A 24,640-nucleotide genomic window follows, 5' to 3' on the forward strand; every position below is an offset into this window, starting at 1 on the left:
CTCCTGCTGTGTGTTGGCGTGTTTATCCCGCGACATGCGCCGTGTGCTCGCGCACGGCGGCGAGCAGGCTGTCTTTGGAAAATGGTTTGGTGAGGTAGGCCGACGAGCCGACCATCGCGCCGCGCGCGCGGTCGAACAGGCCGTCCTTGGACGACAGCATCAGTACGGGGGTGTCGTGGAAGCGCGCGCTCTTCTTGATTAGCGCGCAGGTCTGGTAGCCGTCGAGGCGCGGCATCAGGATGTCGCACAGCACGAGGGCCGGATGGTGGTCGTTGATCTTGGCGAGGGCGTCGAATCCGTCTTCAGCCAGCACCACCTGGTAACCGGCCTGGCCCAGGAAAATCTCGGCGGAGCGCCGGATCGTGCTGCTGTCGTCGATCACCATGATCTTTAAGCCTGTCGGCGCTGTCGTCATTTTCTCGTGCCACCCTAGTCTCGCTTACTTGTGTATGCACGATAGCATAGCGAAACGGGCTTGTGCGAAAATGTTGCGTCACGTCAACTCCGACAAGCAACATCTGTGTATCTACTGCTAACGCCTATTAAATAGCCGTCAATTCAAAGTCGTCCTTGCGCGCGCCGCACTCCGGGCAAGTCCAGTTCATCGGCACGTCTTCCCAGCGCGTGCCGGGCGGGATGCCATCTTCCGGCGCACCGGCGGCCTCGTCGTAGACCCAGCCGCAAATCAGGCACATCCAGGTCTGGTAAGGGCGGTCGGCTGCCGCGTTCGATTCCATGCTGCTCACGTTGCTGATCCTTCAATCTAGTAAAATGACGAATCAGGTATCTTAAAGCATCCACACGCCGCCCGTGCAAAAGAGAACTCGCCCGCTCATCCTCACCTTTAATATGTTCGACCCGGTCGGCGCCATCGGCACCCAGGCCGACGTCTCCGTATTCTCGAGCTTCGGATGCCACGGGCTGTGCGTCCCCACCGCCATGCTGGTGGCCGATACCGCGCGCATCGAGGAAGTGCACCCGATGGAATGCGACTGGCTGATCGACCAGGCGCGCGTGCTGCTGGAGGACATGCCGGTGGCCGCGTTCAAGGTGGGCGCGCTGGCCAGCATCGCCCAGGTGTCGTGCATCGCCGAGGTGCTCTCGGACTACCCCCACATCCCGTTGGTGCTCGATCCCTTCGTGTCCGCGCTGCCCGAAGGCGGCGTGCCGGGCGAAGACATGCTCGAAGCGGTGCGCCAGGTCTTGATCCCGCAGGCCACCGTGCTGGTGCTGTCGCACACGGAGCTGGACCGCGTCGCCGAGACCTGGCGCGAGCCGAACGCGGACGATGACCGGATGGCCAGCGACGCCGGCGAGCTGACCGCGACCGGCTGCGAATTCGTGCTGGTCAACTGCACCGCGCCGCACGGGCACGGCGACAAGAAGTCCCTCTCGAACACGCTGTTCGACATCGAGGGCGAAATCGAAACCCTCAGCTGGCCGCGCCTGCAAGGCCCGTTCACCGGCGCCGGCAGCACGCTGTCGGCGGCGATCGGCGCGCTGATGGCGCACGGCCACGAAGTGCCGGACGCCTCGGCCGCGGCGCAGGAATACACGGCGGGCGCGCTTGCCCATGCGCAGCGCTTCGGCATGGGCAAGCTGGTGCCCAACCGCCACTACAGGATACTTACTCAGGAATGACCATGACCTCCAAGAATGACACTCTGTTCGCCCGTGCCCAGAAAACGACGCCCGGCGGCGTGAACTCGCCGGTGCGCGCGTTCCGCTCGGTGGGCGGCACGCCGCGCTTCATCACCCGCGCCGAAGGCCCGTACTTCTGGGACGCGGACGGCAAGCGCTACATCGACTACATCGGCTCGTGGGGCCCGGCCATCGTCGGCCACGCCCATCCCGAAGTGGTGAAGGCCGTGCAGGATGCGGCCACGCGCGGCCTGTCGTTCGGCGCGCCGACCGAAGGCGAAATCGAGATGGCCGAAGAAATCTGCCGCCTGGTGCCATCGATCGAACAGGTGCGCCTGGTCTCGTCCGGCACCGAGGCGACCATGAGCGCGCTGCGCCTGGCGCGCGGCTTCACCGGCCGCGACAAGATCATCAAGTTCGAAGGCTGCTACCACGGCCACGCCGACTCGCTGCTGGTGAAAGCGGGCAGCGGCCTGCTCACCTTCGGCAACCCGACTTCGGCGGGCGTGCCGGAAGCCTTCGTCAACAACACGATGGTCCTGAACTACAACGACACCGAGCAGCTGGAAGAGACCTTCCGCACGATGGGCGAGGACATCGCCTGCGTGATCGTGGAACCGGTGGCCGGCAACATGAACCTGATCCGCGCCAAGCCCGAGTTCCTGCAGGCGATGCGCGACCTGTGCACCAAACACGGCGCACTGCTGATCTTCGACGAAGTGATGTGCGGCTTCCGCGTCGGCCTGCACGGCGCGCAGGCCATGTACGGCATCACGCCGGACCTGACCGCGCTGGGCAAGGTGATCGGCGGCGGCATGCCGGTGGCGGCGTTCGGCGGCCGCGCCGACATCATGCACCAGATGGCGCCGCTCGGCCCGGTGTACCAGGCCGGCACGCTGTCGGGCAACCCGGTCGCGGTGGCGGCGGGCAAGACCACGCTGCGCCTGATCCAGCAGGACGGCTTCTACGAGAAGCTGGCCGCGCAGACGGACAAGCTGGTCAAGGGCTTGGCTGCGGCGGCGCAGGAAGCGGGCATCCCGTTCAGCACCGATTCGGTCGGCGGCATGTTCGGCATGTACTTCAGCGACGAGGTGCCGGAAGACTACGCGGCGATGATGGCGGGCGACCGCGAGCGCTTCAACCGCTTCTTCCACGGCATGCTGGACGAAGGCGTGTACTTCGCCCCGGCCGCGTTCGAGGCGGGATTCGTCTCGGCGCAGCATGGCGACGAGCAGATCGAGGAAACCATTTCAGCCGCGCGCAGGGTATTTGCCGCGCTGACGTAAGATCGAGGTGCCTGCCGGCACCTTTCCCAACCCATGCGCCGGCTGTGCATAAAGAATGCTGGCCGACGCATGATATTTTCGCTCCATACCCGATTCTTCAACCAGGCGCTCAAAGCGCTCGGACCCGGCCTCGTCACCGGCGCGGCCGACGACGACCCGTCCGGCATCGCCACCTACTCGCAGGCCGGCGCGCGCTTCGGCTTCAACACGCTGTGGACGCTGGTGCTGACCTTTCCTTTCATGGTCGGGATCCAGCTGGTATCGGCGCGCATCGGCCGGGTCACCGGCCGCGGTCTGGCCGCCAACATCGCCCACGCCTACTCGCCTTCCCTGCTGTACCTGGTGGTGCTCCTGCTCCTGATTGCGAACGTGATCAATATCGCCGCCGACATCGCGGCCATGGGCGAAGCGATGCGGCTGGTGACCGGGCTCGGCTCCGCGCACTACTACTCGCTCGGCATGGGCGTCCTGTGCATGGCGCTGCAGGTGTTCCTCCCCTACCGCATCTACGTGCGCTACCTGAAATGGCTGACGCTCGGCCTGCTGGCCTATGTCGCCGCCGTCTTCGCGATCGACACACCCTGGATCGAAGTGGCAAAACGCACGGTCTGGCCGCATTTCACCTTCACGCCGGCGTCGCTGGGCATGGTGGTGGCGATCTTCGGCACCACCATCAGTCCCTACCTGTTCTTCTGGCAGGCCTCGCAGGAAGTGGAAGAGATCCGCGCGGACGACGCGGCGGGTGCGCTGCGCAAGCAGCCGGCCGACGCCCCGGCCCAGATACGCCGCATGAAGATCGACACCGTGCTGGGCATGGGCTTTTCCAACCTGGTCGCCTTCTTCATCATGCTGACCACCGCCGTGACGCTGGGCGCCCATGGCATCACCAATATCGAAAGCTCGGCGCAGGCAGCCGAGGCCCTGCGGCCGGTCGCGGGAGAATTCGCCTTCGTGCTGTTCGCCAGCGGGATCATCGGCACCGGCATGCTGGCCGTGCCGGTGCTGGCCGGTTCGGCAGCCTACGCCGTCACCGAATGCTTTAAATGGCGCAACGGGCTTGACCGCAACTTCCTGCAGGCGCGCCGCTTCTACCTGATCATCCTGCTGGCGACGGCGGGCGGCATCACGCTCAACTTCACCCCGATCGACCCGCTCAAGGCCCTGATCTGGTCGGCCCAGATCAATGGCGTGATCGCCGTGCCGATCATGGTCGTGATGATGATGCTGGCGCAGAACCGCCGGGTCATGGGCGAGTTCACGCTGTCCGCGCGCCACAGGGTGCTGGGCTGGCTCGGCGTGGCGCTGATGGCGGCAGCAGCAGTTGCCATGTTGACCACGATGTAGAGTAAACTCCGGTGTATGCACGATGCTGCAAGCACCCTCATCGACCCCGAACTGGCTTCCTTCATGGAGAGCGGGATCTCGCTCAACCTGGCCTCCTGCGACAGCGCGCTGAAGCCCAGCGTGGCGCGCGCGGCCGGCTGCCGGGTGACGGACGGCGGGCGCGTGGTACGGGTGCTGGTGTCGCAACAGCAGTGCGCCAGGGTGCTCGAGCATATTGCGGGCAATGGCCGCGTGGCCGTGGTGATTTCCAGGCCGTCCACCCACCGCACGGTCCAGATCAAGTCCGACAGCGCCCGCATCGAATCGGCCTGCGCCGAGGACCTGGCCGCCGTCCGGCGCTACCTCGACAGCTTTCCCGCTGAGCTGCAGCAGCTGGGCTACGACCCCGCCATGATCCGCACATTCCTGCAGTGTCCTGAGGAGGACGTGCGCGCGGTCGTCTTCACGCCGTGCGCGGCATTCCTGCAGACGCCGGGATCGTCGGCCGGACGCGAACTGAAAGGCGCGCCGTGACGGTCAAGCTCGACGCGATCCGCGCCTGCTTCGAGGGCGTCATCCCCGGCACCATGGCGACCTGCTCGGAGGACGGGGTGCCGAACGTGTCCTACCTGTCGCACGTGCACTTCATCGACAGCGAGCATGTCGCGCTGTCCTACCAGTTCTTCAACAAGACGCGCCAGAACCTGCTCGCCAATCCGCACGCGGAGTTGGCGGTGATCGATCCGCACACCGCCGCGCACTACCGGCTGGCGCTCGAATTCCTGCGCACCGAAACCTCCGGCCCGCTTTTCGAATCGATGAAGGCGCGCCTGGCCGGCATTGCATCCCAGGTGGGCATGACGGGCGTGTTCCGCCTGCTCGGTTCCGACGTGTTCCGGGTGCACGACATCAGCCAGGTGCCCGGCGCCACGCTGCCGCCGCCGCCCGCGCGCCATAACCTGCTGGCCTCGCTGCGGCGCGCCTGCGAACGCATGGGCGACCCGCGCGACCTCGAGACGCTGCTGTGCGACACGCTGCAGGCCTTGTCCCGGCACTTCGGCATCGATCACGCGATGGTGCTGCTGGCCGACGAATCCGCCCAGCGGCTGTACACGGTGGCCAGCCACGGCTATGACGCCTCCGGCGTGGGTTCCGAGATCGGCATCGGCGAAGGGGTGATCGGCGTGGCCGCGCGCGAGCGCACGCCGATCCGCATCGGCCACATGACCTCCGAGTACAGCTACAACCGCGCGATCCGCGACAACACGGATGGTGGCGCCCCGGACGTGGAGATCCCGCTGCCGGGTCTGGCCGATCCGCGCAGCCAGCTGGCGGTCCCGCTGGCGTCGGGCGCGCGCCTGCTCGGGGTGCTGTACGTCGAGAGCCCGCACGACCTGTGCTTTTCCTATGACGACGAGGATGCGCTGGTGGCGCTGGCCTCCCAGCTGGGCATGGCGATCCACATCCTGCAGGCGCAGGCGGACGATGCGGAGTCGGCCGCCGACCACGCCGCCGCAGGCCAGCCGCGCGGCGAGCCGGTGGTGGTGCGCCACTTCGTCGGCAACGACAGCGTGTTCCTGGGAGACGACTACCTGATCAAGGGCGTGGCCGGGTCGATCTTTGCGATGCTGGTGGCCGACTACACCCAGCGCGGGCGCACGGAATTCTCGAACCGCGAGCTGCGGCTCGATCCGCGCGTGCGGCTGCCGGATGTGGGCGACAACCTGGAGGGGCGCCTGCTGCTGCTGGCGCGCCGGCTGGTCGAGCGCGACGCGTGCGTGCGGATCGAGAAAACCGGGCGGGGGCGGTTCAGGCTCGTGGCCGACCGTCCGCTCAGCCTCGTCGCACTTTAAGGGACCGTCCCGGCGGGGGCGGTCCCCTTCCCTCAAGCGGCAAGCAGGGGCGCTTCGTAGCCCAGGCCGTCGGCAAGCTGCTGCCACTGGCGCGCGGGCAGGAACTGCCGCAGCGCTTCCATCATTGCGCAGAACACCTGCACCGGCGCGCCCATCTTGACGCCGCCCAGCATGCCGAGGCGCTCTTCCGGCGTCATCGACGGGATCATCCACTGCAGGGTCATGCCGTGTTCTTCCGGCGTCAGCGTCGCCACGATGCCCATTTCGATCGCGTGCAGCTGCGCGTCCGAATAGGCCGCCCACAGCACCTGGTTGTTGTCGGTTTCTTCCATGTGCATGTGCTCCAGGCACTCGGCCATGAACAGGCACAGCGCGTGGTACAGCTGCGCGGCCAGTGCGCCACGCGCCTCGGCCGGCGCGGCCAGCACGCGGTCGGCCAGCGCGGATATCCGGCGGCATTCCTCCACGTGCTGCGGGTGCTCGGTCGCGGCGGCATGGGTCGAGCCGGGGCTGGCCTGTTCCATGGCCGGGTGGACGTGCTCGCCCTCGTGCTGCAGGTGGCTTTCGGTGAAGGTGCACAGCGCCTTGACCTGCGCCACCAGGGCGGCGGTCTCGGTGTCGTCGCTGCGGTCGAGGCGGCCGAGCCGCACCATGGTGTCGGCCATGATGGCGCGCAGGGCCTTGTGGATGTGGCTGTAGATGTCGTGGCGCTTGGCGGTGCTGATGTCCTGTACGGTTTGCATGATGGTTCCTTTGGTCTGCCGGGCCGCTCACAGTGGGCCGGGTACGTGCGACAAAGGATAGGTTTTTCAGCGCGCAGGCGTGCTTAAAACTTCATTCAGCAAATCGTAAAAAAACCTTAACTTGCCGTGGGGACTGCCCAGCCCGGCTTTGCGGCCTCCGGTCCCCCGGCGGGCTAGCGCAGCCAGCCGCGGTGGCGGAAGTAGAGGAACGGCGCAATCGCCGAGAACACCATCAGGCCCAGTGCGAACGGGTAGCCGAACGCCCAGTCCAGTTCCGGGAACCAGCGGCGGAAGTTCATGCCGTAGATGCTCGCGATCAGCGTCGGCGGCAGGAACGCCACCGATGCGACGGAGAAGATCTTGATGATCTTGTTCTGGTTAATGTTGATGAAGCCGACGGTGGCGTCCATCAGGAAGTTGATCTTGTCGAACAGGAAGGAGGTGTGGCCGTCCAGCGATTCGATGTCGCGCAGGATCTGGCGCGCTTCCTCGAACTGCTCGGTGTTGAGCAGGCGGCCGCGCATCAGGAAGCTGACCGCGCGGCGCGTGTCCATCATGTTGCGGCGGATGCGGCCGTTCAAGTCTTCCTCGCGCGCGATCGCGGACAGCGCTTCGGCCGCGTCCTGGTCGGTGAAGTGCTTTTGCAGCACGCGGCCGGAGACTTCTTCCAGGTCCTGGTAGATGCCTTCCAGCGCGTCCGCCGAGTACTCGGCGTCGGTCGCGTACAGGTCCAGCAGAACGTCCATGTAGTCGCTGATCGAACCCGGGCGCGAGCGCGCGCGCATGCGCACCAGGCGGAATACCGGCAGGTCGTCGGTATGGACCGAGAACAGCATCTTGCGGGCCAGGATGAACGCGACGGTGACGATGCGCGACGGGCCTTCGTCTTCTTCCAGCAGGAAGTCGGTGCGCAGGTGCAGGTCGCCGTTCTCCGCCTCGAAGTAGCGCGACGACGCCTCGATGTCCTGGACCTCGTCTTCGTCCGGAAGGGTGACGCCGTAGATGGATTTGACCCAGGCGCGCTCGTCTTCGTTCGGGTCGGTCAGGTCCACCCACACCGGTTCCACGTTCTCGAGATCGGAACGGGATTCGATGGGCACCTGGTTCAGCCGGCCATTTTGTAGGACAAATACGTTGATCATGCGCGCTCTCGGCCAGACGATATTGCAAAACAGCGCAAGTGTAACCGTAAAGCTGCCCGACCACCTACCCCTGTGGCATTAATTTTGCCCGTGCCGGCGAATAATCGATGCTGCGTCATCCCGGCGGATGCCGGCGGTGGCGCTTCAGGTCTGCTGTTCGATCACCTTGTCGAGCGCGGGATTGGACCCAGGCGCAGCTTCCGGCGGTTTTGGCGGGACCCTGGGCGCCTCGATGCCCTTGGTGTCGTGGATGTCGATGGTCCGCGTGCTACGGTTGTCATCCTTGCATTCGGTGTTGGAGATGACGGTCTGGCCGTCGATGACGCAGCGCTTGAGCGGCTGCGCCGGCGCGTCGGCCAGCGCGGTGGCCTGCTCCATCGCCTGCGCAGGCACCTTGTCGGTCACCTTGGCCCAGGCCTCGGCGAAGTAGTTGCGCTCGTGGCGCATCGACATCAGGCCGGCCATCATGACCGCGGCGAGGACGCCCATGATCACTGCTACCCACAACAAGCTGATACCACGCTGGCGATGCAACATCGATAAGCTCCTTACGGCAGGTCCGCCGAGTTCATGCGTTTGAGGATAAGGTTGGTACGCCGCGCGAGGTAGCGCGTGTCGCGGTTCCTGTCGTAGTAGCGCGGATTGGGCAGCATCACCGCCAGCCGCGCCGCCTGCGCGGGTCCGAGCCGCGCCGCGCTGGTCTGGTAGTAGTGGCGCGCCGCCGCTTCCGCGCCGAACACGCCGCGGCCGAATTCCACCACGTTCAGGTACAGCTCGAGGATGCGTTGCTTGTCCAGCACCGCTTCCAGCATCCATGCGATCACCAGCTCCTGCCCCTTGCGGATGTAGCTGCGCGAACCGGACAGGAACAGGTTCTTGGCCAGCTGCTGGGTGATGGTGGAGCCGCCGGCGGCGATCTTGTGGCGGCGGTTGTTCTTCTCGAAGGCCTTGAGCGTCGCGTCCCAGTCCACGCCGTCGTGCTCGGCGAAGTTGGCATCTTCCGAGGCGACCACCGCGCGCTTGAGGTGGTTCGAGATGCGGTCGTACGGGACCCAGGTGTGGCGCAGCCTGGCCTTCGGATTCTTTTCGCGCAGCGCTTCTTCCTGCTGCGCCATCATGCTGGTCATGGAAGGATTGTGGTCGATCCACCAGACGATACGGGCGAGGTAGTACGCCTGGACCGCCAGGATCAGCAGGACCGGCGCCAGGATCAGCCACTTGAACATGCGGCGATGTGGGCCCGGTCCCTTGCGGGTTTTCTTTTTCATTGTGTGCGCAGCTGTCGCAATATCCCTTGCGTGGCCGGGCGCACGCCGCGCCAGACGTAAAACGCCTCGGCGGCCTGCTCGACCAGCATCCCCAGTCCGTCCCGCACCCGGGCGCCGTTCTGCGCGGCGAACTCCATGAATACGGTCGGTTGTTTTCCGTACATCATATCCAAAGCGAGCGTATCTGGGGAAAAAGCTTGCGGGGGCACCGGCGGGACGCTGTCGGCGAGGCTGGCGGAGGTGGCGTTGACGATCACGTCGAAGGTGCCGTCGAGTTCCTCGAAGCCGCTGGCCCGCACCGCGCCCGCATCGGCGAACCGGGCGGCCAGCGCTTCGGCGGTGGCGCGGGTGCGGTTGGCGATGACGAGTTCGCGCGGGCCCTCTGCCAGCAGCGGCAGCATCACGCCGCGCGCGGCGCCGCCGGCGCCCAGCAGCAGGACGCGCTTGCCATGGAGCGGAACGCCGGCGTTGCGCACGATGTCGGCAACGAGCCCGGCGCCGTCCGTGTTGTCGCCTTCGATGCGGCCGTCACGGAACACCAGCGTGTTGACCGCGCCGGCGGCCGTGGCGCGCGCGCTCAGCACGTCGCACAGCTGCGCCGCTTCGAGCTTGAACGGTACGGTGACGTTGGCCCCGCTGAAGCCCTGCGCGGCCAGCGCGCGCACGGTGGCGGCGAATCCGTCGAGCGGGGCAAGGCAGGTGCCGTAGGTCAGGTCGATGCCGCAATCGCGGGCGAAGGCCGCATGGATCTCGGGGGATTTGCTGTGGGCGACCGGATTGCCGATCACGCAGTAGCGGTCGGCCATCAGATGCCGCTGCGCAGGTCGGCCTCGAGCCGCTCGTCGCGCGTGAAGGTAAAGCGGGTAATCACGACCCACAGGTCGTCGCGGTCCGACGACAGCATCCTGGCCGGGAATTTGCCGAACGGCGCGGAGCGGCGCACGATCTCCATCGCGGCCTTGTCGAGATCCTTGTTGCCGGACGATTTCTCGACGCGGATGCCTTCCTTCTTGTAGATGGTGCCGTCCTCGAACACGGGGATGTACATGACCAGCTCCCCGTACAGCTTGCGGCCGTTCTTCTGCGGGAAGTTGAGCGTGCCGACGTCCTCGATCTTCTTCTGCATCGTCTTGTAGTAGATCGCGTAGCCGACCCCGCGCGTGCTCGGCGTGATGTGCGTCTTGCGCGGGCGCTTGTTCTGCTCTTCGATGCGTTCCGCGATTTCAGCGGCCGCCATCGACATCTGCTTTTGCGATTCGAACAGGTCCTGGCCGGTGCGGGTCGGATCGGGCTTGTCTTTTTCGGTGACGGGACGGGTCCGGAACTGCGACTGGCTTACGCGCGTGAGCAGGTTCTGCTGGACCGCTTCCAGTTCGGCGATGCGGCGCTGGGTCGCCTTGGTGCTGGCGCCGGTATCGGTGCGGCGCAGGTCGGGCAAGGGGGATTTCGAGCGGCCGGCGTCGGCGTTGCCGCCGCCTTCGAGGTTGGCCTGCGCGAGCGCTTCGGCCTTGGCCGGCGGGTTCTTGTGCTTGGCGTTGACCAGGATGACTTCCAGGCCGGGATCGACCGGCTTGAAGCGGAATGCGTCCGGCGGGACAAAGCGAACCGCCAGCAGCAGCGCATGCGCCAGCACCGAAACGGTGACGGCTACGGCCATCGGGCGGTTATCTTGAAAATACTTCAACACACGTGGTACCGGGCGGAACGCAAAAGGTCATTCTAACCCAGGCGTCCGGGGTTGGGGACTGTCCCTGCAAGGGACTGCCCCCCCCTTCGGCTGGCTACTCCGGTTGCGGTTCGATGACGGTGACGGCGGCTTCGGCTTCGACAGCCTCCGCCACCGCAGCCTGGCCGGTGTCTTCCTCTTCGTCGAACGCGACATCCTCGACCGGCGCCTGCGCCGCCGGCACCTCCAGCAGGCGCGCTTCGATCGAGAGGTCCACTTCGTCCCAGCGCAGGATGTCGAGCCTGACCTGCGCGCCGCGCGCCACCTGCGGCATGCCGGGCAGGCGCACGATCAGCGGAATGTCCACCAGGCGCAACACTTCCTCTTTCAGCACCACCGCATCGACCTGGCGCGCGCCTTCCTGCCCCAGCCAGCGCAGGCACCAGTAGCGCTCCATGTTGGACTGGTGGTCGGCGTAGGCGGTGTAGGCCGCGTCGAACGCGGACACGATCGAGAACAGCGTTGCGTCGCGCGGCTTGAACGGGGCGACGAGCGGCGCGGTCACGCCGGCGCGCGCGCAGGCGAGGATCTGCCACTGGTTCACCAGGTCGGTGTAGCGGCGCAACGGCGAGGTGCTCCATACGTACTGGTCCACGCCCAGGCCCTGGTGCGGGGCCGCGTGCGTCAGCATGCGCACCTGGATCTTGGCGTTCCAGCCGCCCGCGCCCGGACCTTGCGAGCGGTAGATGCCCGGCACGCCGGAGTCGTGCAGCAGCTTGCCCCAGGTGCTGTTCGCAAAGATCATCAGTTCGGCGACGATCTTGTCGAGCGGCGCCCCGCGCTTGCGGCGCACCACGGAGACGACGTCGTCCTCGACGTAGAAGTTGTAGTCGACGCGGTTGGTCTGCTCGGGACGCAGCCCGAACGCCTCGCGCTTCTTCATGCGCTGCCCTTCCAGGTCCAGCGCCCAGCCCCACAGCAGCGACAGCTCGGCCTTGTGCGGGTACTCGCCTTCGCCGCTGGCGAGCGTCTCTTCGTTGACCAGCTCATCGAGGTCGTTGTGGCGCAGGTTGGCGGCAATCGGCACCATCTCGGCGCGGGTTTCGGTGGAGAGCACCGACCAGTCCTTCGTGTCGACGGTGGCGTACAGCGACAGCGCCGGGCAGGTCTTGCCTTCGGCGAGCGTGAACGCATCCACCACTTCGTCAGGAAGCATGGTGATCTTATCGCCCGGCATGTACACGGTGGACATGCGCGCGCGCGCGATCTTGTCGATGGCGTCGTCCAGGTTCACCGCCAGCGCGGGCGCGGCGATGTGGATGCCGATGCGCGCGCGGCCGCCGTCCAGCATGGTGACCGAGAACGCATCGTCGATCTCGGTGGTGGTCACGTCGTCAATCGAAAATGCCGCCACGTCGGCCAGCGGGAGGTCGCCCGGCGCACGCGGCACCTCGACCGGCGGGAACTGCGCGCCGCGCGGGAAGTTCTCGAACAGGAAGCGCGACATGTGCAGGTCCTTCGGCGAGGCGATGCCGCCTACCTGCAGCATCAGGCGCTGCGGCGTCGTGTGCAGTTCCTCGCAGGCCGCTTCCAGCGCCTTGTACTCGATCGAGTTCTTCTCCGGCTTGAACAGCAGCTGGTGGACGATGTTCTTCATCGCGTCCGGCAGCTTGCCGGCCTTGAGCTCGTCCACGTAGGCTTGCTGCACCAGCGCCTGCTGCTTCTTTTTCTCGATGCCTGCCAGCGCGGCCTGCAGCGACTGCTCGGGCGCGGCCTTGTAGCGTCCGCGGCCCTTTTTATAGAAGTAGACCGGCGCGCCGTGCAGCGCGAGGATCAGGCCTGCCGCTTCCGCAGGCAGCGGCGCGTGTCCGAAATATTCCTTGCCCAGGTCTTCGAAGCCGAATTCCTCCTGGCCCGCGACTTCCCACAGGAAGCCGAGGTCGACGTCGGCGGCGACGGCCCTGGCCGACTCCAGCAGTTCGGCCGGGGATGGCTTTTCGAACTGGACCAGCACGTCCTTGGCCTTGACCTTGGTGCGCTTGCCGCTCGCCAGCTCGACCTGGTAGGCCTCGCCCGCCTGGGACAGTACGGTGCCGGCCTTGAAGTCGCCGGATTCTTCGAAAAAGAGATTCATCTTATTGTGTGTTGGTTCGTTGCGAGGCAGGCGCCAGGCTGGTGACGCGGGGCAGGAATACCTCCGTGACCAGCAGCGTGCCCTTCTTGCGGCGGTACAGGCACCGCCGCGCGTATAAAACAGTATGCCCGTCGCACCCGAGCGCGGCGCACGCGCGCTGCATCAGCGGATGGCCGGGGCGGATGCGGGCGAATTCCAGTTCGCCGCGCCGCACCAGCGGATCATAGAACAGTGTCGTGCCCAGCGAGCGCTCGCCCAGCGCCGAGAACAACGGCCAGTCGTTGGCGGTGGCCGACAGCGGCACCACGGTGTGCGCAAACACGACCGGCTCGCCGTCGCAGCGCAGCAGCACTTCGCGCTCCCAAACGTGGGCGCGGCGCGGCAGGCCGATCAGGTGCGCCTCGTCGGCCAGGCACAACGCGCTCTTCTGGTGCAGGCGCTGCACGCGGAATGCCCGGCTGTGCGCGACCAGCCTGGCGGTGAGCGAGCCTTCGGTGGTCAGCCAGCCGGTCATCGCGGCAGGTGCGCCGAGCGCCAGCGCATTGCGCCGCCACATCGCCTGGCGCAGCGTGGCGCCCCTCACCAGCACGGCGGCGCCAGGCAGAAGTCGAGCACTTCGTCCACGTACTCGGGGAATTCGGAAATCGCGTGGTCGCTGCCTTCGATCACGTGCTGGCGCGCGCCGGCGTAGTGCGCCACCATGTCGCGGTAGTCCAGCACCTCGTCGCCGGTGGCGGCCAGCAGGAAGTAGCGTTCCGGCCGGGTGATGTGCGCCACCTTCAGGTCGCGCAGCTCTTCGATGTATTCGCGCTTGAACTCGAATGGCTTGTCCGAATGGTACTCGGTCGTCACGCCAACGTGCTGCTCCAGGTTCCTGAGCGGATCGACGGCCGGGTTGATCAGCACCGCGCGGCAGCCGAGCCGCTCGGCCAGCCAGGTGGCATAGAAGCCGCCCAGCGAGGAGCCGATGATCGCCAGGTCTTCACCCTCGGGCCTTCCCGCGGCGACCCCGAGCGCGAGCTCCATCGCCGCCTTCGGCGAAGCCGGCAGCTGCGGGCACACCAGCTCTTCCGCCCGCCCGCGCGCGGCCATCCGCTGCGCCACCACGCGTGCCTTGAAGGACAGCGGGGACGATCGGAAGCCGTGCAGGTACAGCAACATCAGGCCAGCGCCTCGAGGATCTTGCCGTGCACGCCGCCAAAGCCGCCATTGCTCATCACGAGGATGTGGTCGCCCGGCTGGGCCGCGTCGGTGACCGCCTTCACCAGGAAGTCGATCTGGTCGAAGCTATGGGCATTGCCGCCCAGCGGCTTGAGCGCGTCGGCCAGGCTCCAGCCCAGCGCCTGCTGGCTGCCGTAGCCGAACACCAGGTCGGCGTCCTTCAGGCTGCCCGGCAGCGCATCCTTCATGGCGCCCAGTTTCATCGTGTTCGAGCGCGGCTCCAGCACGGCCAGGATGCGGCCGGTGCTGCCGATCTTCTGGCGCAGGCCGCCGACGGTGGTGGCGATCGCGGTCGGGTGGTGGGCGAAGTCGTCGTACACGGTCACGTTGTTCACCACGCCGCGCACTTCCATGCGGCGCTTGACGCTTTCGAAGCGCGACAGCGACTCGGCCGCCTGCGCCGGCGTCACGCCCACATTGCGCGCCGCGGCGATCGCGGCCAGCGCGTTCATGCGGTTATGCTTGCCGGTCAGCTTCCAGTCCACGGTGCCCACGGTCTCGCCGCCGAAGATCACGTCGAAGCTGCCGCCCGGGTGCTCGACCAGGGTCCAGTCCACGCCATCGGAGACGCCGAAGGTCTCCTTCTCGCTCCAGCAGCCGCGCTTGATCACGCGCCCGAGCGAGGCTTCATCGCCGTTGACGACCACGCGGCCCACGCCCGGCACGGTGCGCACCAGGTGGTGGAACTGGGTTTCGATCGCGCCGATGTCGGGGAAGATGTCGGCGTGGTCGTATTCCAGGTTGTTCAGCACCGCCGTCTTGGCGTGGTAGTGCACGAACTTGCTGCGCTTGTCGAAGAACGCGGTGTCGTATTCGTCCGCCTCGATCACGAAGAAGTCCGATGGCTTGTCGCCCTGCAGGCGGGCCGAGATACCGAAATTCATCGGCACGCCGCCGATCAGGAAGCCGGGCGCGTAGCCGGCGTCTTCCAGGATCCAGGCCAGCATCGACGAGGTGGTGGTCTTGCCGTGCGTACCGGCCACCGCCAGCACCCACTTGTTGCGCAGGATGTGCTCGCCGATCCACTGCGGGCCGGAGACATACGGCAGGCTGCGGTTCAGGATTTCCTCCACCAGCGGGTTGCCGCGCGAGACCACGTTGCCGATCACGTACAGGTCCGGGTTCAAATCGACCTGCTCCGGGCCGAAGCCGGTGATCAGTTCGATGCCCTGCGCCTCGAGCTGGGTGCTCATCGGCGGGTACACGTTGGCGTCGCAGCCGGTCACTTTGTGGCCCGCCTCTTTGGCGAGCACTGCCAGTCCACCCATGAAGGTGCCGCAAATGCCGAGGATATGAATATGCATGAACCTGTACCGGAAGAAATGTCGAATACGCGATTTTACCTGAGCCGCCGTCGTTTTCGTTCTGAAGGTATGATGGGCTCACCCGATATACATACTGCAACGATGAACTATCAACTCCAGCAGCTGCGCGCCGAAATCGCCGCCGCTGCCGCCCGCATGATCGCCCAGGATGGCGCCGATTACGACACCGCCGTGCGCAAGGCAGCCCAGCGCATCCTGGGCAATACCCGCTTTACCGGCGACCAGTTGCCCGACACTGCCCAGGTCGAGGAAGAAGTCCGCCAGTACCAGGCGCTGTTCCAGGCCGACGACCAGCCCGGGCGCCTCGAGCACCTGCGCGAAACCGCCCTGCAGCTGATGGACGCGCTGGCCGAGTTCCACCCGCACGTGACCGGGGCGGTGGTGACCGGGACCGCCGGTGAGCACGACGATATTCATTTACAATTGTTTGCTGAAAGTACTAAGGACATCGAAATCTACCTGTTGAACAAGAACCCCAACATCGAGATTTCGGAAACGCCGCATTTCAAAGGTCCGCGCTACGACCCGGTCGAGACCATCAGTTTCCTGTACCGGAACGAAGCCGTCCATGCGCAGCTCTATGAGCTGGACGACTTGCGCGGGGCGAAGAAGCTGCGCGCGGACGGGCGCCAGGTGCGCGCCGACGCAGCCGGACTGCGGGCCCTGATGTCCGGCGAAGCCAACTAATATATAGATGAACCATGGATAAGAAAAAACTGGCGATGTTTGCCGTCATCGGTGTCGCGTTCGCGGTCATGGGCGCCTGGGTGGGCGTGAACCAAAAGCAGCCTGAACCGCGGACCGCCACCTACCTGCCGACCCCGGAAGGCAAGCCGCACAAGGCCGTGGACGCGCTGTTCGCCACTACCCTGAACGACCCTGCGGGCAAGCCGGAGCCGCTGTCGCAGTACAAGGGCCAGCTGCTGGTGGTGAATTTCTGGGCGCCATGGTGTGCACCGTGCGTGCAGGAGATGCCCGAGCTGTCCACGCTGGCCGCCGAGCATGGCAAGGCGAAGGTGATCGGCATCGGCATCGATTCGCCGTCCAATATTTCCGAGTTCGCGGGCAAGCACAAGATCGCGTTCCCGCTGTACACCGCCGGGATGGATGGCACCGACCTGGCGCGCAACCTGGGCAATGTATCGGGCGGGTTGCCGTTCACCGTCGTGATCGGGGCGGACGGCCAGGTCAAGAAGACCTACCTGGGCCGCCTGAAGTTCGATCAGTTCAAGGCCGACCTCGCCACCATGTAGCCGCGGTTTTGTCCAGCCCCGCAGGAACAATTTATTGCTTGCAATAGCCAGAAGTTGGCGGCAAAATGCGACACTTTCGCGTAGAAGCAATACTCTAACATGGCAAAAAAGCTGCTCCTGCTTAACGGCCCCAACCTGAATCTGCTGGGGACACGTGAGCCTGAGGTGTATGGCGCCGGAACGCTGGCGGACGTGGAAAACGCGGCGGCCAGCCAGGCCGCAGCCGCGGGAGCCACGCTGTCGAGCTTCCAGAGTAACCACGAAGGCGCCCTGATCGACCGCATCCATGCGGCAAAGGGCGAAGGCGTGGACGCGATTGTCATCAACCCGGGCGGGCTGACCCACACCAGCGTGGCGCTGCGCGATGCGCTGGCGGCGGTCGCCATCCCGTTCATTGAAGTTCACATCTCTAATATTTACCAGCGCGAGGAATTCCGGCAGCACTCCTATCTTTCGTCACTCGCCGCGGGCGTCATCTGCGGCATGGGAACGGACGGCTACCGCCTCGCCATCGACTTTGTTCTTAAAAAGCGTTAACCTACGCTATCTTCACGTAATTTGCGCGGACTGGCCTTATCTGTGGCCATCTGCACGAAACAACGACTAAAACAAAATAATCAAGGGGTTTTACATGGATCTACGCAAGCTCAAGACGCTGATTGACCTCGTCGCAGAATCGGATATCGCCGAACTCGAAGTGACCGAAGGCGAAAGCAAGGTCAAGATCGTCAAGTCGTGCGCGGTACAACAGAACCCGATGGTGATGTACGCGCCGCAGGGCATGGGCATGCAGCATGGCTACCCGCAAGCTGGCGCGCCAGCCGCGGCCCCTGCAGCGAATGGCGCCCCGGCCAGCGCGCCGGTCGCCGTCGAAGCCGCCGAACCGGCCGGCCACGTGGTCAAGTCGCCGATGGTCGGCACCTTCTACCGCTCGTCCGCACCGGGCGCTCCGGCCTTCGTCGAAGTGGGCGCGTCGGTCAAGGCTGGCGACACCCTCTGCATCATCGAAGCGATGAAGCTGCTGAACGAAATCGACGCCGATGTCTCCGGCACGATCACCAAGATCCTCGTGGAAAACGGCCAGCCGGTCGAATTCGGCCAGCCGCTGTTCGTGATCGGCTAAACCCATCGTGGCCGGGCGGCTTAGCGCCGCCGCCACGATCGCAGTTCCCGGCCGCGCCGGCACTACCAAGACTCATCGAACCGACATGTTTGAAAAAATCCTCATCGCCAACCGCGGCGAAATCGCGCTTCGCATCCAGCGCGCCTGCCGCGAAATGGGCATCAAGACCGTGGTCGTCCACTCCGAAGCGGACAAGGACGCCAAGTACGTCAAGCTGGCCGACGAATCCGTCTGCATCGGCCCCGCCCAATCGGCACAGTCCTACCTGAATATGCCCGCGATCATCAGCGCGGCCGAAGTGACCGACGCCGAAGCGATCCACCCGGGCTACGGCTTCCTGTCCGAGAACGCGGACTTTGCGGAACGCGTGGAGAAATCCGGCTTCGTCTTCATCGGCCCGCGTTCGGACTCGATCCGCCTGATGGGCGACAAGGTCTCGGCCAAGCAGGCGATGATCAAGGCCGGCGTGCCGTGCGTGCCAGGCTCGGACGGCGCACTGCCGGACGACCCGAAGGAAATCGTGCAGACCGCGCGCCGCGTCGGCTACCCGGTCATCATCAAGGCGGCAGGCGGCGGCGGTGGCCGCGGCATGCGCGTGGTGCACACCGAAGCTGCGCTGCTGGCGGCGGTGGCGATGACCAAGACCGAAGCCGGTTCCGCGTTCGGCAATCCGGAAGTCTACATGGAGAAGTTCCTGGAGAATCCGCGCCACGTGGAGATCCAGATCCTCGCCGACGAACACAAGAACGCCGTCTGGCTGGGCGAACGCGACTGCTCGATGCAGCGCCGCCACCAGAAGGTGATCGAGGAAGCGCCGGCGCCGGGCATCTCGCGCAAGCTGATCGAAAAGATCGGCGACCGCTGCGCTGAAGCCTGCCGCAAGATCGGCTACCGCGGCGCGGGCACCTTCGAATTCCTGTACGAGAACGGCGAGTTCTACTTCATCGAGATGAACACCCGCGTGCAGGTGGAGCACCCTGTGACCGAGATGATCACCGGGATCGACATCGTGCAGGAGCAGATCCGCATCGCCGCCGGCGAAAAGCTGCGCTTCCGCCAGCGCGACATCATGCTGGCCGGTCACTCGATCGAGTGCCGCATCAACGCGGAAGACCCGTTCAAGTTCACCCCGTCGCCAGGCCGCATCGTGGCGTGGCACCCGCCGGGCGGCCCTGGCGTGCGCGTCGATTCGCACGCGTATGCCGGCTACTTCGTCCCGCCGCACTACGATTCGATGATCGGCAAGGTCATCACCTACGGTGCGACCCGCGAGCAGGCAATCCGCCGCATGCAGATCGCGCTGTCGGAGATGGTGGTGGAAGGCATCTCGACCAACATCCCGCTGCACCGCGAGCTGATGGTCGACGCCCGCTTCATCGAAGGCGGCACGAACATCCACTACCTCGAGCACAAGCTGGCCGACATGCCGAAAGCCGGAAAATGAGCTGGACCGAAGTCGTCATCGAAGTCGCCCGCGAACACGCGGAAGCGCTGTCCGACGCCCTGATGGAAGCGGGCGCCCTGTCCGTCTCCGTCGAGGATGCGGACGAAGGCACCGACCAGGAGAAGCCACTGTTCGGCGAACCTGGCATGGTGCCGACGGAAGCCGCGTGGGAGCACTCGCGCGTCGTCGCGCTGACCGATCTCGATGCCGACCAGGCAGTCATCGTGGCCGAAGCGGCGCAAGCCATCGGCCTGGCGACGCCGCCGCAGTTCACCACCCGTAACGTGGCGGACGAGGACTGGGTCCGCAAGACGCAGTCCCAGTTCGAACCCATCCACATCGGCAAGAACATCTGGGTCGTGCCGAGCTGGCACGACGCGCCGGACCCCGACGCACTGATCCTGGAACTCGATCCGGGCCTGGCGTTCGGCACCGGCAGCCACCCGACCACGCGCCTGTGCATGGAATGGCTGGAGGCGAATCCTGCGCCCGGCAAGACCGTGCTCGATTACGGCTGCGGTTCCGGCATCCTGGCGATGGTCGCGCGCAAGCTGGGCGCGGGCAGCGTGTCCGGCGTCGACATCGATCCGCAGGCGATCGAATCGGCGCGCGACAACGCCGAACGCAACCACTGCGAGATCGACTACTACCTGCCGGAAGACTTCGCGCAGTCCGCGCATGCCGACGAGCGTTTCGACATCGTGGTCGCGAACATCCTGTCCAGCCCACTCAAGCTGATGGCGCCAATGCTGTCCGGCCGCGTGGCGCCGGGTGGTTCGCTGGTCCTGTCGGGCGTGCTCGCGCGCCAGGCCGAGGAAGTGGCGCAAGCCTACGCACCGTTCATCAAGCTGTCCGTCTGGGCCGAGCTGGATGGATGGGTCGCCCTGCACGGGCAGCTCCAGCAAGGCAGCTGACCCGCGCATGGCGCTCGCCACCAAATGCCCCCACTGCGGAACCGTCTTCAAGGTCGCTGCCGACCAGCTGAAGCTCCGCGGGGGCATTGTCCGCTGCGGCAAGTGCAGCGAAATCTTTGACGGCAACGCCGCCCTGGTCGATCCGGAAGCGGCGCTGCACCGCCCCGTCCCGGACGCCGAAGCCGCCGAAGCCCCCGAGCCGACGCCGGAAGAAGAAGAGATCCCGGTCTACACCCTCGACTTCGATACCGCCCTCGATCCACTCGGCATCATCCCCAAGGCGGATAGCGCCGAAGAAGCGCCCGAACCCGAGACCCCGGAAGCCGAACCGGCGCCGCAGCTCGACATCGATTTCGACCTCGACCTGGTGCCACCGCCATCGCGCACCGAATCCGCGCCCTTCCCCGAGCCAGCGCCGGAAGCTGAAACGGAGTCCGCTCCCGAGTCCGAGCCTGAGCCTGAGCCTGAGCCAGAGCCTGAGCCAGAGCCTGAGCCTGAGCCAGAGCCTGAGCCTGAGCCTGAGCCAGAGCCCGCGCCAAGGCTAGAGCCGGAGGCTGAGCCAGAGCCGGAGCCGGAGCCGGAGCCGGAGCCAACGCCAGAGCTTGAGCTTGAGCCTGAGCCTGAGTTCGAGCCGACGCCTGAGCCTGAGTTAGAGCCGGCGCCTGAGCCGGAGCCGCCCCTTTCGCCCGCGATCGAGTCCGAGCCAGACCTCGCCGCACATCCCGTCGCTAGCGAAGAAGCGACCGAGCCCGCCGATGTCCAGGGCACGGAGCTCGTGCCCGGCGCCATGGCAACGGAGTCCGCGCACGCCGAGGAACCGGTCCGCGCCGATGACGACGTCGAGGAGCCAGGCTTCGTCACCCGCGTCCGCAAGAAGGAAAAGGCGACCCGCGTCACGCGCATCCTGATGGCATTCGGCAGCGTACTGCTGCTGGCCGCCCTGCTCGCGCAAGGCGTCATCACCTTCGGCTCCGTGCTCGCAGCCCGCTACCCGCAGGCCAAGCCGGCGCTGTCCGAAGCCTGCAAGCTGCTGCGCTGCCAGATCGCCCTGCCCGCCCAGATCGACACCCTGTCCGTCGAAACCGGCGAATTGCAATCGATTGCAAACGACACCTTCCTGTTCGCCACCGTGCTGCGCAACGACAGCACGCTGGTGCAGACCTGGCCGCACATCGAACTGGCGCTGACCGACACCGCCGACAAGACGCTGGTCCGCCGCGTCATCAAGCCTGCCGACTACCTGCCGCCGCGCACCGACACGCGCCGGGGCTTCCCGGCCAAGACCGAGCAGCAGGTGAAGGTCTACTTCAAACTGAACGGCGTGACGGCCTCCGGCTACCACATCGCCATCTTCCATCCCTGACACGCCATGACCCAGAATAAAACCGCCCTGATCTGCGGATCGCTCGCCTTTGACAAGATCATGCAGTACCACGGCCGCTTCGGCGAAGCGCTGCTGGCCGACCAGCTGCATAAGGTGAACGTCTCGTTCCTGGTGCCGACCCTGCGCACCGAATACGGCGGCTGCTCGGCCAACGTGGCGTACAACCTGAACATGCTGGGCGGCGACCCGCTGATCATGGCGACCATCGGCCAGGACGGCGGCGAATACATGGAACGCTTCGCGCAGCTGGGCATCGAGACCCGCGCGATCCGGAAGATCGCCAGCGCCTACACCGCGCAGTGCTTCGTCACCGCGGACCTGGACGGCAACCAGATCAACGCCTTCCACCCTGGCGCGATGGAACACTCGCAGGAACTGTATGCGGGCGACGTGGGACAGGTGGCGATCGCCATCATCGGCCCGGACGGCCGCGAAGGCATGGTCAAGCACGCCGCCGACTGCGCCGCGCTGGGCATCCCGTTCATGTTCGATCCGGGCCAGCAGCTGCCGCGCTTCGACGGCGCTGAACTGATCCGCTTCATCGACCAGGCCACCTACCTGGCCGCCAACGACTACGAATTCGAACTGCTGATGGACCGCACCGGCCTGACGCTGCCGGAGATCGCCTCGCGCTTGGAAGCGCTGATCGTCACGCGCGGCGCGCAGGGCTCGGAGATCTACGCGGGCGGCGAACGCCACCTGATCCCGGCCGTCACCGCCGAAAAGGTGGTCGACCCGACCGGCTGCGGCGACGCCTACCGCGCCGGCCTGCTGTACGGGATCACGGAAGGCTTCGACTGGCCGACCACGGGCCGCCTCGCGAGCCTGATGGGTGCACTCAAGATCGCGCACCAGGGTGGCCAGAACCACGCCTTCACCCGCGACGAAATCGCCACCCGCTTCCACGCCGCTTTCGGCTACGCCTTCTAGAGAATTGCGGGAGGGGGGGCAACGCCCTAGGCGCGCAGAAGCTCCGCGACACGCCCGGGCGTCAAGCCCTCCGCCATCACCACGATCAGTTTGCGCTTATTGGTCAGCCCGTGGGTAATCTCCACGGCGCTGCGGGGAACCGACAGCATGGAGGCAACCCAGCGCACCAGCGCCTCGTTCGCCTTGCCCTCGATGGGCGCTGCCTGCAGTTTGATCTTGAGGGCGTCGTCCAGCACGCCCACCACTTCCGTCTTCTTCGCGTTCGGCTGGATCTGCACCGCAAGACGCACGCCGCCAGGAACGGCGGCACACCAGCCTTTGGTCATGCAAACCCGAACAGCATGCGCAGCAGGAGCAGCGCAATCTGGAGCAGGATGATCGCCACCAGCATCGACAGGTCCAGCCCGCCGATCAGCGGGACGACGCGGCGCAGTGGCCGCAGCAGCGGGTCGTTGAGGGCGCGCACGAAAGGCGCCAGCGGCGCATGCGGGTTCACCCAGCTGAAGATCGCCTCGATAATCAGCATCGCGATGAAGCCGTAGATAATCCAGGTGAGGAAGCGGTACAGCGCAGCGACGAGGACCACCTCCCAGCTGGCACCGACAAAGAACATGATCGAGGTGGCGAGCAGCACGATCAGGAATCCGCCAATCAGGCTGGCCCAATCAAAGCCGCCCACGCCAGGGACGATGCGGCGCAGCGGGCGCACCAGCCAGTCCGACAGCGTAAAGATGAACTGCGCCACCGATTGCGGCGGGCGCACACGGATGGCCTGCATCCAGAACCGCAACAGCAACACACCGCCGAGGATCGTGGCGGCGGCATTGATGATTAACTGGACGATATCAAACACAAACACTCCTCAATAAAAAAAACCGCTGTGTGACTGATCACACAGCGGTATTCTGCCCTATTCCAGGCCCAGCTGCGATTACGGACGGCTGCTGGTCGGGAATGGCCATGCTGCTGCAGGAGCGAGCACGGTCTTGGCAGCTGGTGCTGCCGGTGCTGGCGTCGATGCTGCTGGCTTGGTCTCTGCTGCTGCCGGCTTGGCTTCTGCTGGCTTGGCTGCCGGTGCTGCTGCCTTAGGAGCTGCTGCCTTTGGGGCTGCTGGCTTCTTGGCCGCTACTGGCTTAGCTGCTGGCTTAGCAGCTGCTTCAGGCTTTTTTGCTGCAGGCTTAGCCGCTGCCTTTGCTGCTGGCTTCTTAGCTGCCGGCTTTGCTGCTGCCGACTTGGCCGCTGGTTTTGCTGCTTTGGCTGCCGGCTTGGCTGCCGCCTTCTTTGCTGCTGGCTTAGCTGCGGCCTTCTTGGCTGCTGGCTTGGCTGCGGCTTTCTTGGCTGCTGGCTTAGCTGCTGGCTTGGCTGCTGCCTTCTTTGCTGCTGGCTTGGCTGCTGCTTTCTTCGCTGCTGGCTTGGCTGCTGCCTTCTTTGCTGCTGGCTTAGCTGCTGCTTTCTTCGCTGCTGGCTTGGCTGCTGCCTTCTTTGCTGCTGGCTTAGCCGCTGCTTTCTTTGCTGCTGGCTTGGCTGCTGCCTTCTTGGCTGCTGGCTTAGCTGCTGCTTTCTTCGCTGCTGGCTTGGCTGCTGCCTTCTTTGCTACTGGCTTGGCTGCTGCCTTCTTTGCTGCTGGCTTAGCTGCTGCTTTCTTCGCTGCTGGCTTGGCTGCTGGCTTAGCTGCTGCCTTCTTCGCTGCTGGCTTTGCTGCTGGCTTAGCTGCTGCCTTCTTCGCTGCTGGCTTGGCTGCTGCCTTCTTCGCTGCTGGCTTAGCTGCTGGCTTGGCGGCTGCCTTCTTCGCTGCCGGCTTGGCGGCTGCCTTCTTCGCTGCTGGTTTAGCTGCAGCTTTTTTTGCTGCTGGCTTGGCAGCAGCCGCTGGTTTAGCGGCTGCCTTCTTCTTGGTATCGTCTTTCTTAGCGGCTGTTGCCATTTGAGTTCTCCTTCATCTGCGATGAAAAATGTAGCTTCAATGTTTGAAACCCGTCCGGCCCAAAGAACC

Annotated in this window: 28 protein-coding genes; 13 read left to right on the plus strand and 15 right to left on the minus strand. The window is 65.6% G+C overall.

Annotation, left to right across the window (positions count from 1 at the left end; genetic code table 11):
* Positions 1-22 precede the first annotated feature (22 nt).
* Together ACFSQR_RS09875 and ACFSQR_RS09880 are read right to left on the minus strand one after the other, a co-directional pair.
* Positions 23-415 carry a PleD family two-component system response regulator gene (locus ACFSQR_RS09875; RefSeq protein WP_377729590.1) on the minus strand — a complete coding sequence of 131 codons (393 nt, stop codon included), beginning with the start codon at positions 413-415 and terminating at the stop codon, positions 23-25.
* A gap of 127 nt (positions 416-542) precedes the next feature.
* Positions 543-737, minus strand: a complete 195-nt coding sequence (locus tag ACFSQR_RS09880) for a rubredoxin (protein ID WP_377729958.1) — start codon at positions 735-737, stop codon at positions 543-545.
* 73 nt (positions 738-810) lie between these two features.
* Between ACFSQR_RS09880 and ACFSQR_RS09885 the strand changes: the two genes are divergently transcribed.
* The 5 genes from ACFSQR_RS09885 (at position 811) to ACFSQR_RS09905 (ending at position 6,103) form a co-directional block, all read left to right on the plus strand.
* A complete protein-coding gene (locus tag ACFSQR_RS09885) occupies positions 811-1,641 on the plus strand; it encodes a hydroxymethylpyrimidine/phosphomethylpyrimidine kinase (protein ID WP_377729591.1) in 831 nt (276 codons plus the stop codon).
* A gap of 2 nt (positions 1,642-1,643) precedes the next feature.
* A complete protein-coding gene (gene hemL / locus ACFSQR_RS09890; protein WP_377729592.1) occupies positions 1,644-2,927 on the plus strand; it encodes a glutamate-1-semialdehyde 2,1-aminomutase in 1,284 nt (427 codons plus the stop codon).
* A 69-nt stretch (positions 2,928-2,996) separates the two neighbouring features.
* Positions 2,997-4,271 carry an NRAMP family divalent metal transporter gene (locus ACFSQR_RS09895; RefSeq protein WP_377729593.1) on the plus strand — a complete coding sequence of 425 codons (1,275 nt, stop codon included), beginning with the start codon at positions 2,997-2,999 and terminating at the stop codon, positions 4,269-4,271.
* Positions 4,272-4,286: 15 nt separating this feature from the next.
* A complete protein-coding gene (locus ACFSQR_RS09900) occupies positions 4,287-4,784 on the plus strand; it encodes a hypothetical protein (RefSeq protein ID WP_377729595.1) in 498 nt (165 codons plus the stop codon).
* Positions 4,781-6,103: a GAF domain-containing protein gene (locus ACFSQR_RS09905; protein ID WP_377729596.1), complete on the plus strand. Its 1,323-nt coding sequence runs from the start codon at positions 4,781-4,783 to the stop codon at positions 6,101-6,103. The genes ACFSQR_RS09900 and ACFSQR_RS09905 overlap by 4 nt, the downstream gene beginning before the upstream one ends.
* A 32-nt stretch (positions 6,104-6,135) precedes the next feature.
* Here the strand turns inward: ACFSQR_RS09905 and ACFSQR_RS09910 are convergent, their stop codons facing one another.
* The 10 genes from ACFSQR_RS09910 to mpl form a co-directional block, all read right to left on the minus strand.
* The gene (locus tag ACFSQR_RS09910; protein ID WP_377729597.1) at positions 6,136-6,846 is read right to left on the minus strand and encodes a hemerythrin domain-containing protein; all 711 of its coding nucleotides are present in this window, start codon (positions 6,844-6,846) and stop codon (positions 6,136-6,138) included.
* 173 nt (positions 6,847-7,019) lie between these two features.
* Complete coding sequence (corA, locus tag ACFSQR_RS09915; protein ID WP_377729598.1) at positions 7,020-7,988, minus strand: magnesium/cobalt transporter CorA; 969 nt, start codon at positions 7,986-7,988, stop codon at positions 7,020-7,022.
* A gap of 144 nt (positions 7,989-8,132) precedes the next feature.
* Entirely contained in the window at positions 8,133-8,525 is a 393-nt protein-coding gene (locus ACFSQR_RS09920) for a DUF4124 domain-containing protein (protein ID WP_377729599.1), read from the minus strand.
* 11 nt (positions 8,526-8,536) lie between these two features.
* Entirely contained in the window at positions 8,537-9,256 is a 720-nt protein-coding gene (gene mtgA, locus ACFSQR_RS09925; RefSeq protein ID WP_377729600.1) for a monofunctional biosynthetic peptidoglycan transglycosylase, read from the minus strand.
* Entirely contained in the window at positions 9,253-10,062 is an 810-nt protein-coding gene (aroE, locus tag ACFSQR_RS09930) for a shikimate dehydrogenase (RefSeq protein WP_377729601.1), read from the minus strand. Before aroE ends, mtgA begins: the two co-directional genes overlap by 4 nt.
* Positions 10,062-10,913, minus strand: coding sequence for a TonB family protein (locus ACFSQR_RS09935; protein WP_377729602.1), 852 nt, complete (start codon positions 10,911-10,913; stop codon positions 10,062-10,064). Before ACFSQR_RS09935 ends, aroE begins: the two co-directional genes overlap by 1 nt.
* A gap of 124 nt (positions 10,914-11,037) precedes the next feature.
* Complete coding sequence (locus ACFSQR_RS09940) at positions 11,038-13,056, minus strand: ribonuclease catalytic domain-containing protein (RefSeq protein WP_377729603.1); 2,019 nt, start codon at positions 13,054-13,056, stop codon at positions 11,038-11,040.
* A 1-nt stretch (position 13,057) separates the two neighbouring features.
* Positions 13,058-13,639, minus strand: coding sequence for a chorismate--pyruvate lyase family protein (locus tag ACFSQR_RS09945; RefSeq protein ID WP_377729959.1), 582 nt, complete (start codon positions 13,637-13,639; stop codon positions 13,058-13,060).
* Complete coding sequence (locus tag ACFSQR_RS09950; RefSeq protein WP_377729604.1) at positions 13,636-14,217, minus strand: YqiA/YcfP family alpha/beta fold hydrolase; 582 nt, start codon at positions 14,215-14,217, stop codon at positions 13,636-13,638. Before ACFSQR_RS09950 ends, ACFSQR_RS09945 begins: the two co-directional genes overlap by 4 nt.
* A complete protein-coding gene (gene mpl, locus ACFSQR_RS09955) occupies positions 14,217-15,581 on the minus strand; it encodes a UDP-N-acetylmuramate:L-alanyl-gamma-D-glutamyl-meso-diaminopimelate ligase (protein ID WP_377729605.1) in 1,365 nt (454 codons plus the stop codon). Before mpl ends, ACFSQR_RS09950 begins: the two co-directional genes overlap by 1 nt.
* A 102-nt stretch (positions 15,582-15,683) precedes the next feature.
* On the opposite strand from mpl, the gene ACFSQR_RS09960 reads away from it, so the two are divergent.
* From ACFSQR_RS09960 to ACFSQR_RS09995, 8 genes are all read left to right on the plus strand, one after another.
* A complete protein-coding gene (locus ACFSQR_RS09960; RefSeq protein ID WP_377729606.1) occupies positions 15,684-16,289 on the plus strand; it encodes a hypothetical protein in 606 nt (201 codons plus the stop codon).
* A 14-nt stretch (positions 16,290-16,303) separates the two neighbouring features.
* A complete protein-coding gene (locus tag ACFSQR_RS09965) occupies positions 16,304-16,855 on the plus strand; it encodes a TlpA family protein disulfide reductase (RefSeq protein ID WP_377729607.1) in 552 nt (183 codons plus the stop codon).
* Positions 16,856-16,954: 99 nt separating this feature from the next.
* Positions 16,955-17,392 (plus strand): type II 3-dehydroquinate dehydratase, encoded by a 438-nt coding sequence (aroQ, locus tag ACFSQR_RS09970; protein WP_377729608.1) that lies wholly within the window; start codon positions 16,955-16,957, stop codon positions 17,390-17,392.
* Positions 17,393-17,486: 94 nt separating this feature from the next.
* Positions 17,487-17,978, plus strand: a complete 492-nt coding sequence (gene accB / locus ACFSQR_RS09975) for an acetyl-CoA carboxylase biotin carboxyl carrier protein (protein WP_377729609.1) — start codon at positions 17,487-17,489, stop codon at positions 17,976-17,978.
* 85 nt (positions 17,979-18,063) lie between these two features.
* Positions 18,064-19,422: an acetyl-CoA carboxylase biotin carboxylase subunit gene (gene accC, locus ACFSQR_RS09980; RefSeq protein ID WP_377729610.1), complete on the plus strand. Its 1,359-nt coding sequence runs from the start codon at positions 18,064-18,066 to the stop codon at positions 19,420-19,422.
* Positions 19,419-20,336 (plus strand): 50S ribosomal protein L11 methyltransferase, encoded by a 918-nt coding sequence (gene prmA / locus ACFSQR_RS09985; RefSeq protein ID WP_377729611.1) that lies wholly within the window; start codon positions 19,419-19,421, stop codon positions 20,334-20,336. The genes accC and prmA overlap by 4 nt, the downstream gene beginning before the upstream one ends.
* Positions 20,337-20,343: 7 nt before the next feature.
* Complete coding sequence (locus ACFSQR_RS09990; RefSeq protein ID WP_377729612.1) at positions 20,344-21,699, plus strand: zinc-ribbon and DUF3426 domain-containing protein; 1,356 nt, start codon at positions 20,344-20,346, stop codon at positions 21,697-21,699.
* Positions 21,700-21,705: 6 nt separating this feature from the next.
* The gene (locus tag ACFSQR_RS09995; protein WP_377729613.1) at positions 21,706-22,650 is read left to right on the plus strand and encodes a carbohydrate kinase family protein; all 945 of its coding nucleotides are present in this window, start codon (positions 21,706-21,708) and stop codon (positions 22,648-22,650) included.
* Positions 22,651-22,676: 26 nt separating this feature from the next.
* On the opposite strand, the gene ACFSQR_RS10000 is transcribed toward ACFSQR_RS09995, so the two are convergent.
* The 3 genes from ACFSQR_RS10000 to ACFSQR_RS10010 all read right to left on the minus strand — a co-directional run bounded on the left by ACFSQR_RS10000 (position 22,677) and on the right by ACFSQR_RS10010 (position 24,571).
* The gene (locus tag ACFSQR_RS10000) at positions 22,677-22,976 is read right to left on the minus strand and encodes a DUF167 domain-containing protein (RefSeq protein ID WP_377729614.1); all 300 of its coding nucleotides are present in this window, start codon (positions 22,974-22,976) and stop codon (positions 22,677-22,679) included.
* Entirely contained in the window at positions 22,973-23,428 is a 456-nt protein-coding gene (locus ACFSQR_RS10005) for a YggT family protein (protein ID WP_377729960.1), read from the minus strand. Before ACFSQR_RS10005 ends, ACFSQR_RS10000 begins: the two co-directional genes overlap by 4 nt.
* A gap of 153 nt (positions 23,429-23,581) precedes the next feature.
* Entirely contained in the window at positions 23,582-24,571 is a 990-nt protein-coding gene (locus ACFSQR_RS10010; RefSeq protein ID WP_377729615.1) for a hypothetical protein, read from the minus strand.
* Positions 24,572-24,640 lie beyond the last annotated feature (69 nt).

The sequence above is a fragment of the Pseudoduganella sp. GCM10020061 genome (genome assembly GCF_042683405.1).
GTDB lineage: Bacteria > Pseudomonadota > Gammaproteobacteria > Burkholderiales > Burkholderiaceae_D > Telluria.

Coding starts and splice junctions, on each gene's coding strand:
- ACFSQR_RS09875 (WP_377729590.1), bottom strand. CDS start 415: ATGACGACAGCGCCGACAGGCTTAAAGATCATGGTGATCGACGACAGC.
- ACFSQR_RS09880 (WP_377729958.1), bottom strand. CDS start 737: ATGGAATCGAACGCGGCAGCCGACCGCCCTTACCAGACCTGGATGTGC.
- hemL (WP_377729592.1), top strand. CDS start 1,644: ATGACCTCCAAGAATGACACTCTGTTCGCCCGTGCCCAGAAAACGACG.
- ACFSQR_RS09895 (WP_377729593.1), top strand. CDS start 2,997: ATGATATTTTCGCTCCATACCCGATTCTTCAACCAGGCGCTCAAAGCG.
- ACFSQR_RS09900 (WP_377729595.1), top strand. CDS start 4,287: ATGCACGATGCTGCAAGCACCCTCATCGACCCCGAACTGGCTTCCTTC.
- ACFSQR_RS09910 (WP_377729597.1), bottom strand. CDS start 6,846: ATGCAAACCGTACAGGACATCAGCACCGCCAAGCGCCACGACATCTAC.
- corA (WP_377729598.1), bottom strand. CDS start 7,988: ATGATCAACGTATTTGTCCTACAAAATGGCCGGCTGAACCAGGTGCCC.
- ACFSQR_RS09920 (WP_377729599.1), bottom strand. CDS start 8,525: ATGTTGCATCGCCAGCGTGGTATCAGCTTGTTGTGGGTAGCAGTGATC.
- mtgA (WP_377729600.1), bottom strand. CDS start 9,256: ATGAAAAAGAAAACCCGCAAGGGACCGGGCCCACATCGCCGCATGTTC.
- aroE (WP_377729601.1), bottom strand. CDS start 10,062: ATGGCCGACCGCTACTGCGTGATCGGCAATCCGGTCGCCCACAGCAAA.
- ACFSQR_RS09935 (WP_377729602.1), bottom strand. CDS start 10,913: ATGGCCGTAGCCGTCACCGTTTCGGTGCTGGCGCATGCGCTGCTGCTG.
- ACFSQR_RS09940 (WP_377729603.1), bottom strand. CDS start 13,056: ATGAATCTCTTTTTCGAAGAATCCGGCGACTTCAAGGCCGGCACCGTA.
- ACFSQR_RS09950 (WP_377729604.1), bottom strand. CDS start 14,217: ATGTTGCTGTACCTGCACGGCTTCCGATCGTCCCCGCTGTCCTTCAAG.
- mpl (WP_377729605.1), bottom strand. CDS start 15,581: ATGCATATTCATATCCTCGGCATTTGCGGCACCTTCATGGGTGGACTG.
- ACFSQR_RS09960 (WP_377729606.1), top strand. CDS start 15,684: ATGAACTATCAACTCCAGCAGCTGCGCGCCGAAATCGCCGCCGCTGCC.
- ACFSQR_RS09965 (WP_377729607.1), top strand. CDS start 16,304: ATGGATAAGAAAAAACTGGCGATGTTTGCCGTCATCGGTGTCGCGTTC.
- aroQ (WP_377729608.1), top strand. CDS start 16,955: ATGGCAAAAAAGCTGCTCCTGCTTAACGGCCCCAACCTGAATCTGCTG.
- accB (WP_377729609.1), top strand. CDS start 17,487: ATGGATCTACGCAAGCTCAAGACGCTGATTGACCTCGTCGCAGAATCG.
- accC (WP_377729610.1), top strand. CDS start 18,064: ATGTTTGAAAAAATCCTCATCGCCAACCGCGGCGAAATCGCGCTTCGC.
- prmA (WP_377729611.1), top strand. CDS start 19,419: ATGAGCTGGACCGAAGTCGTCATCGAAGTCGCCCGCGAACACGCGGAA.
- ACFSQR_RS09990 (WP_377729612.1), top strand. CDS start 20,344: ATGGCGCTCGCCACCAAATGCCCCCACTGCGGAACCGTCTTCAAGGTC.
- ACFSQR_RS09995 (WP_377729613.1), top strand. CDS start 21,706: ATGACCCAGAATAAAACCGCCCTGATCTGCGGATCGCTCGCCTTTGAC.
- ACFSQR_RS10000 (WP_377729614.1), bottom strand. CDS start 22,976: ATGACCAAAGGCTGGTGTGCCGCCGTTCCTGGCGGCGTGCGTCTTGCG.
- ACFSQR_RS10005 (WP_377729960.1), bottom strand. CDS start 23,428: ATGCAGGCCATCCGTGTGCGCCCGCCGCAATCGGTGGCGCAGTTCATC.
- ACFSQR_RS10010 (WP_377729615.1), bottom strand. CDS start 24,571: ATGGCAACAGCCGCTAAGAAAGACGATACCAAGAAGAAGGCAGCCGCT.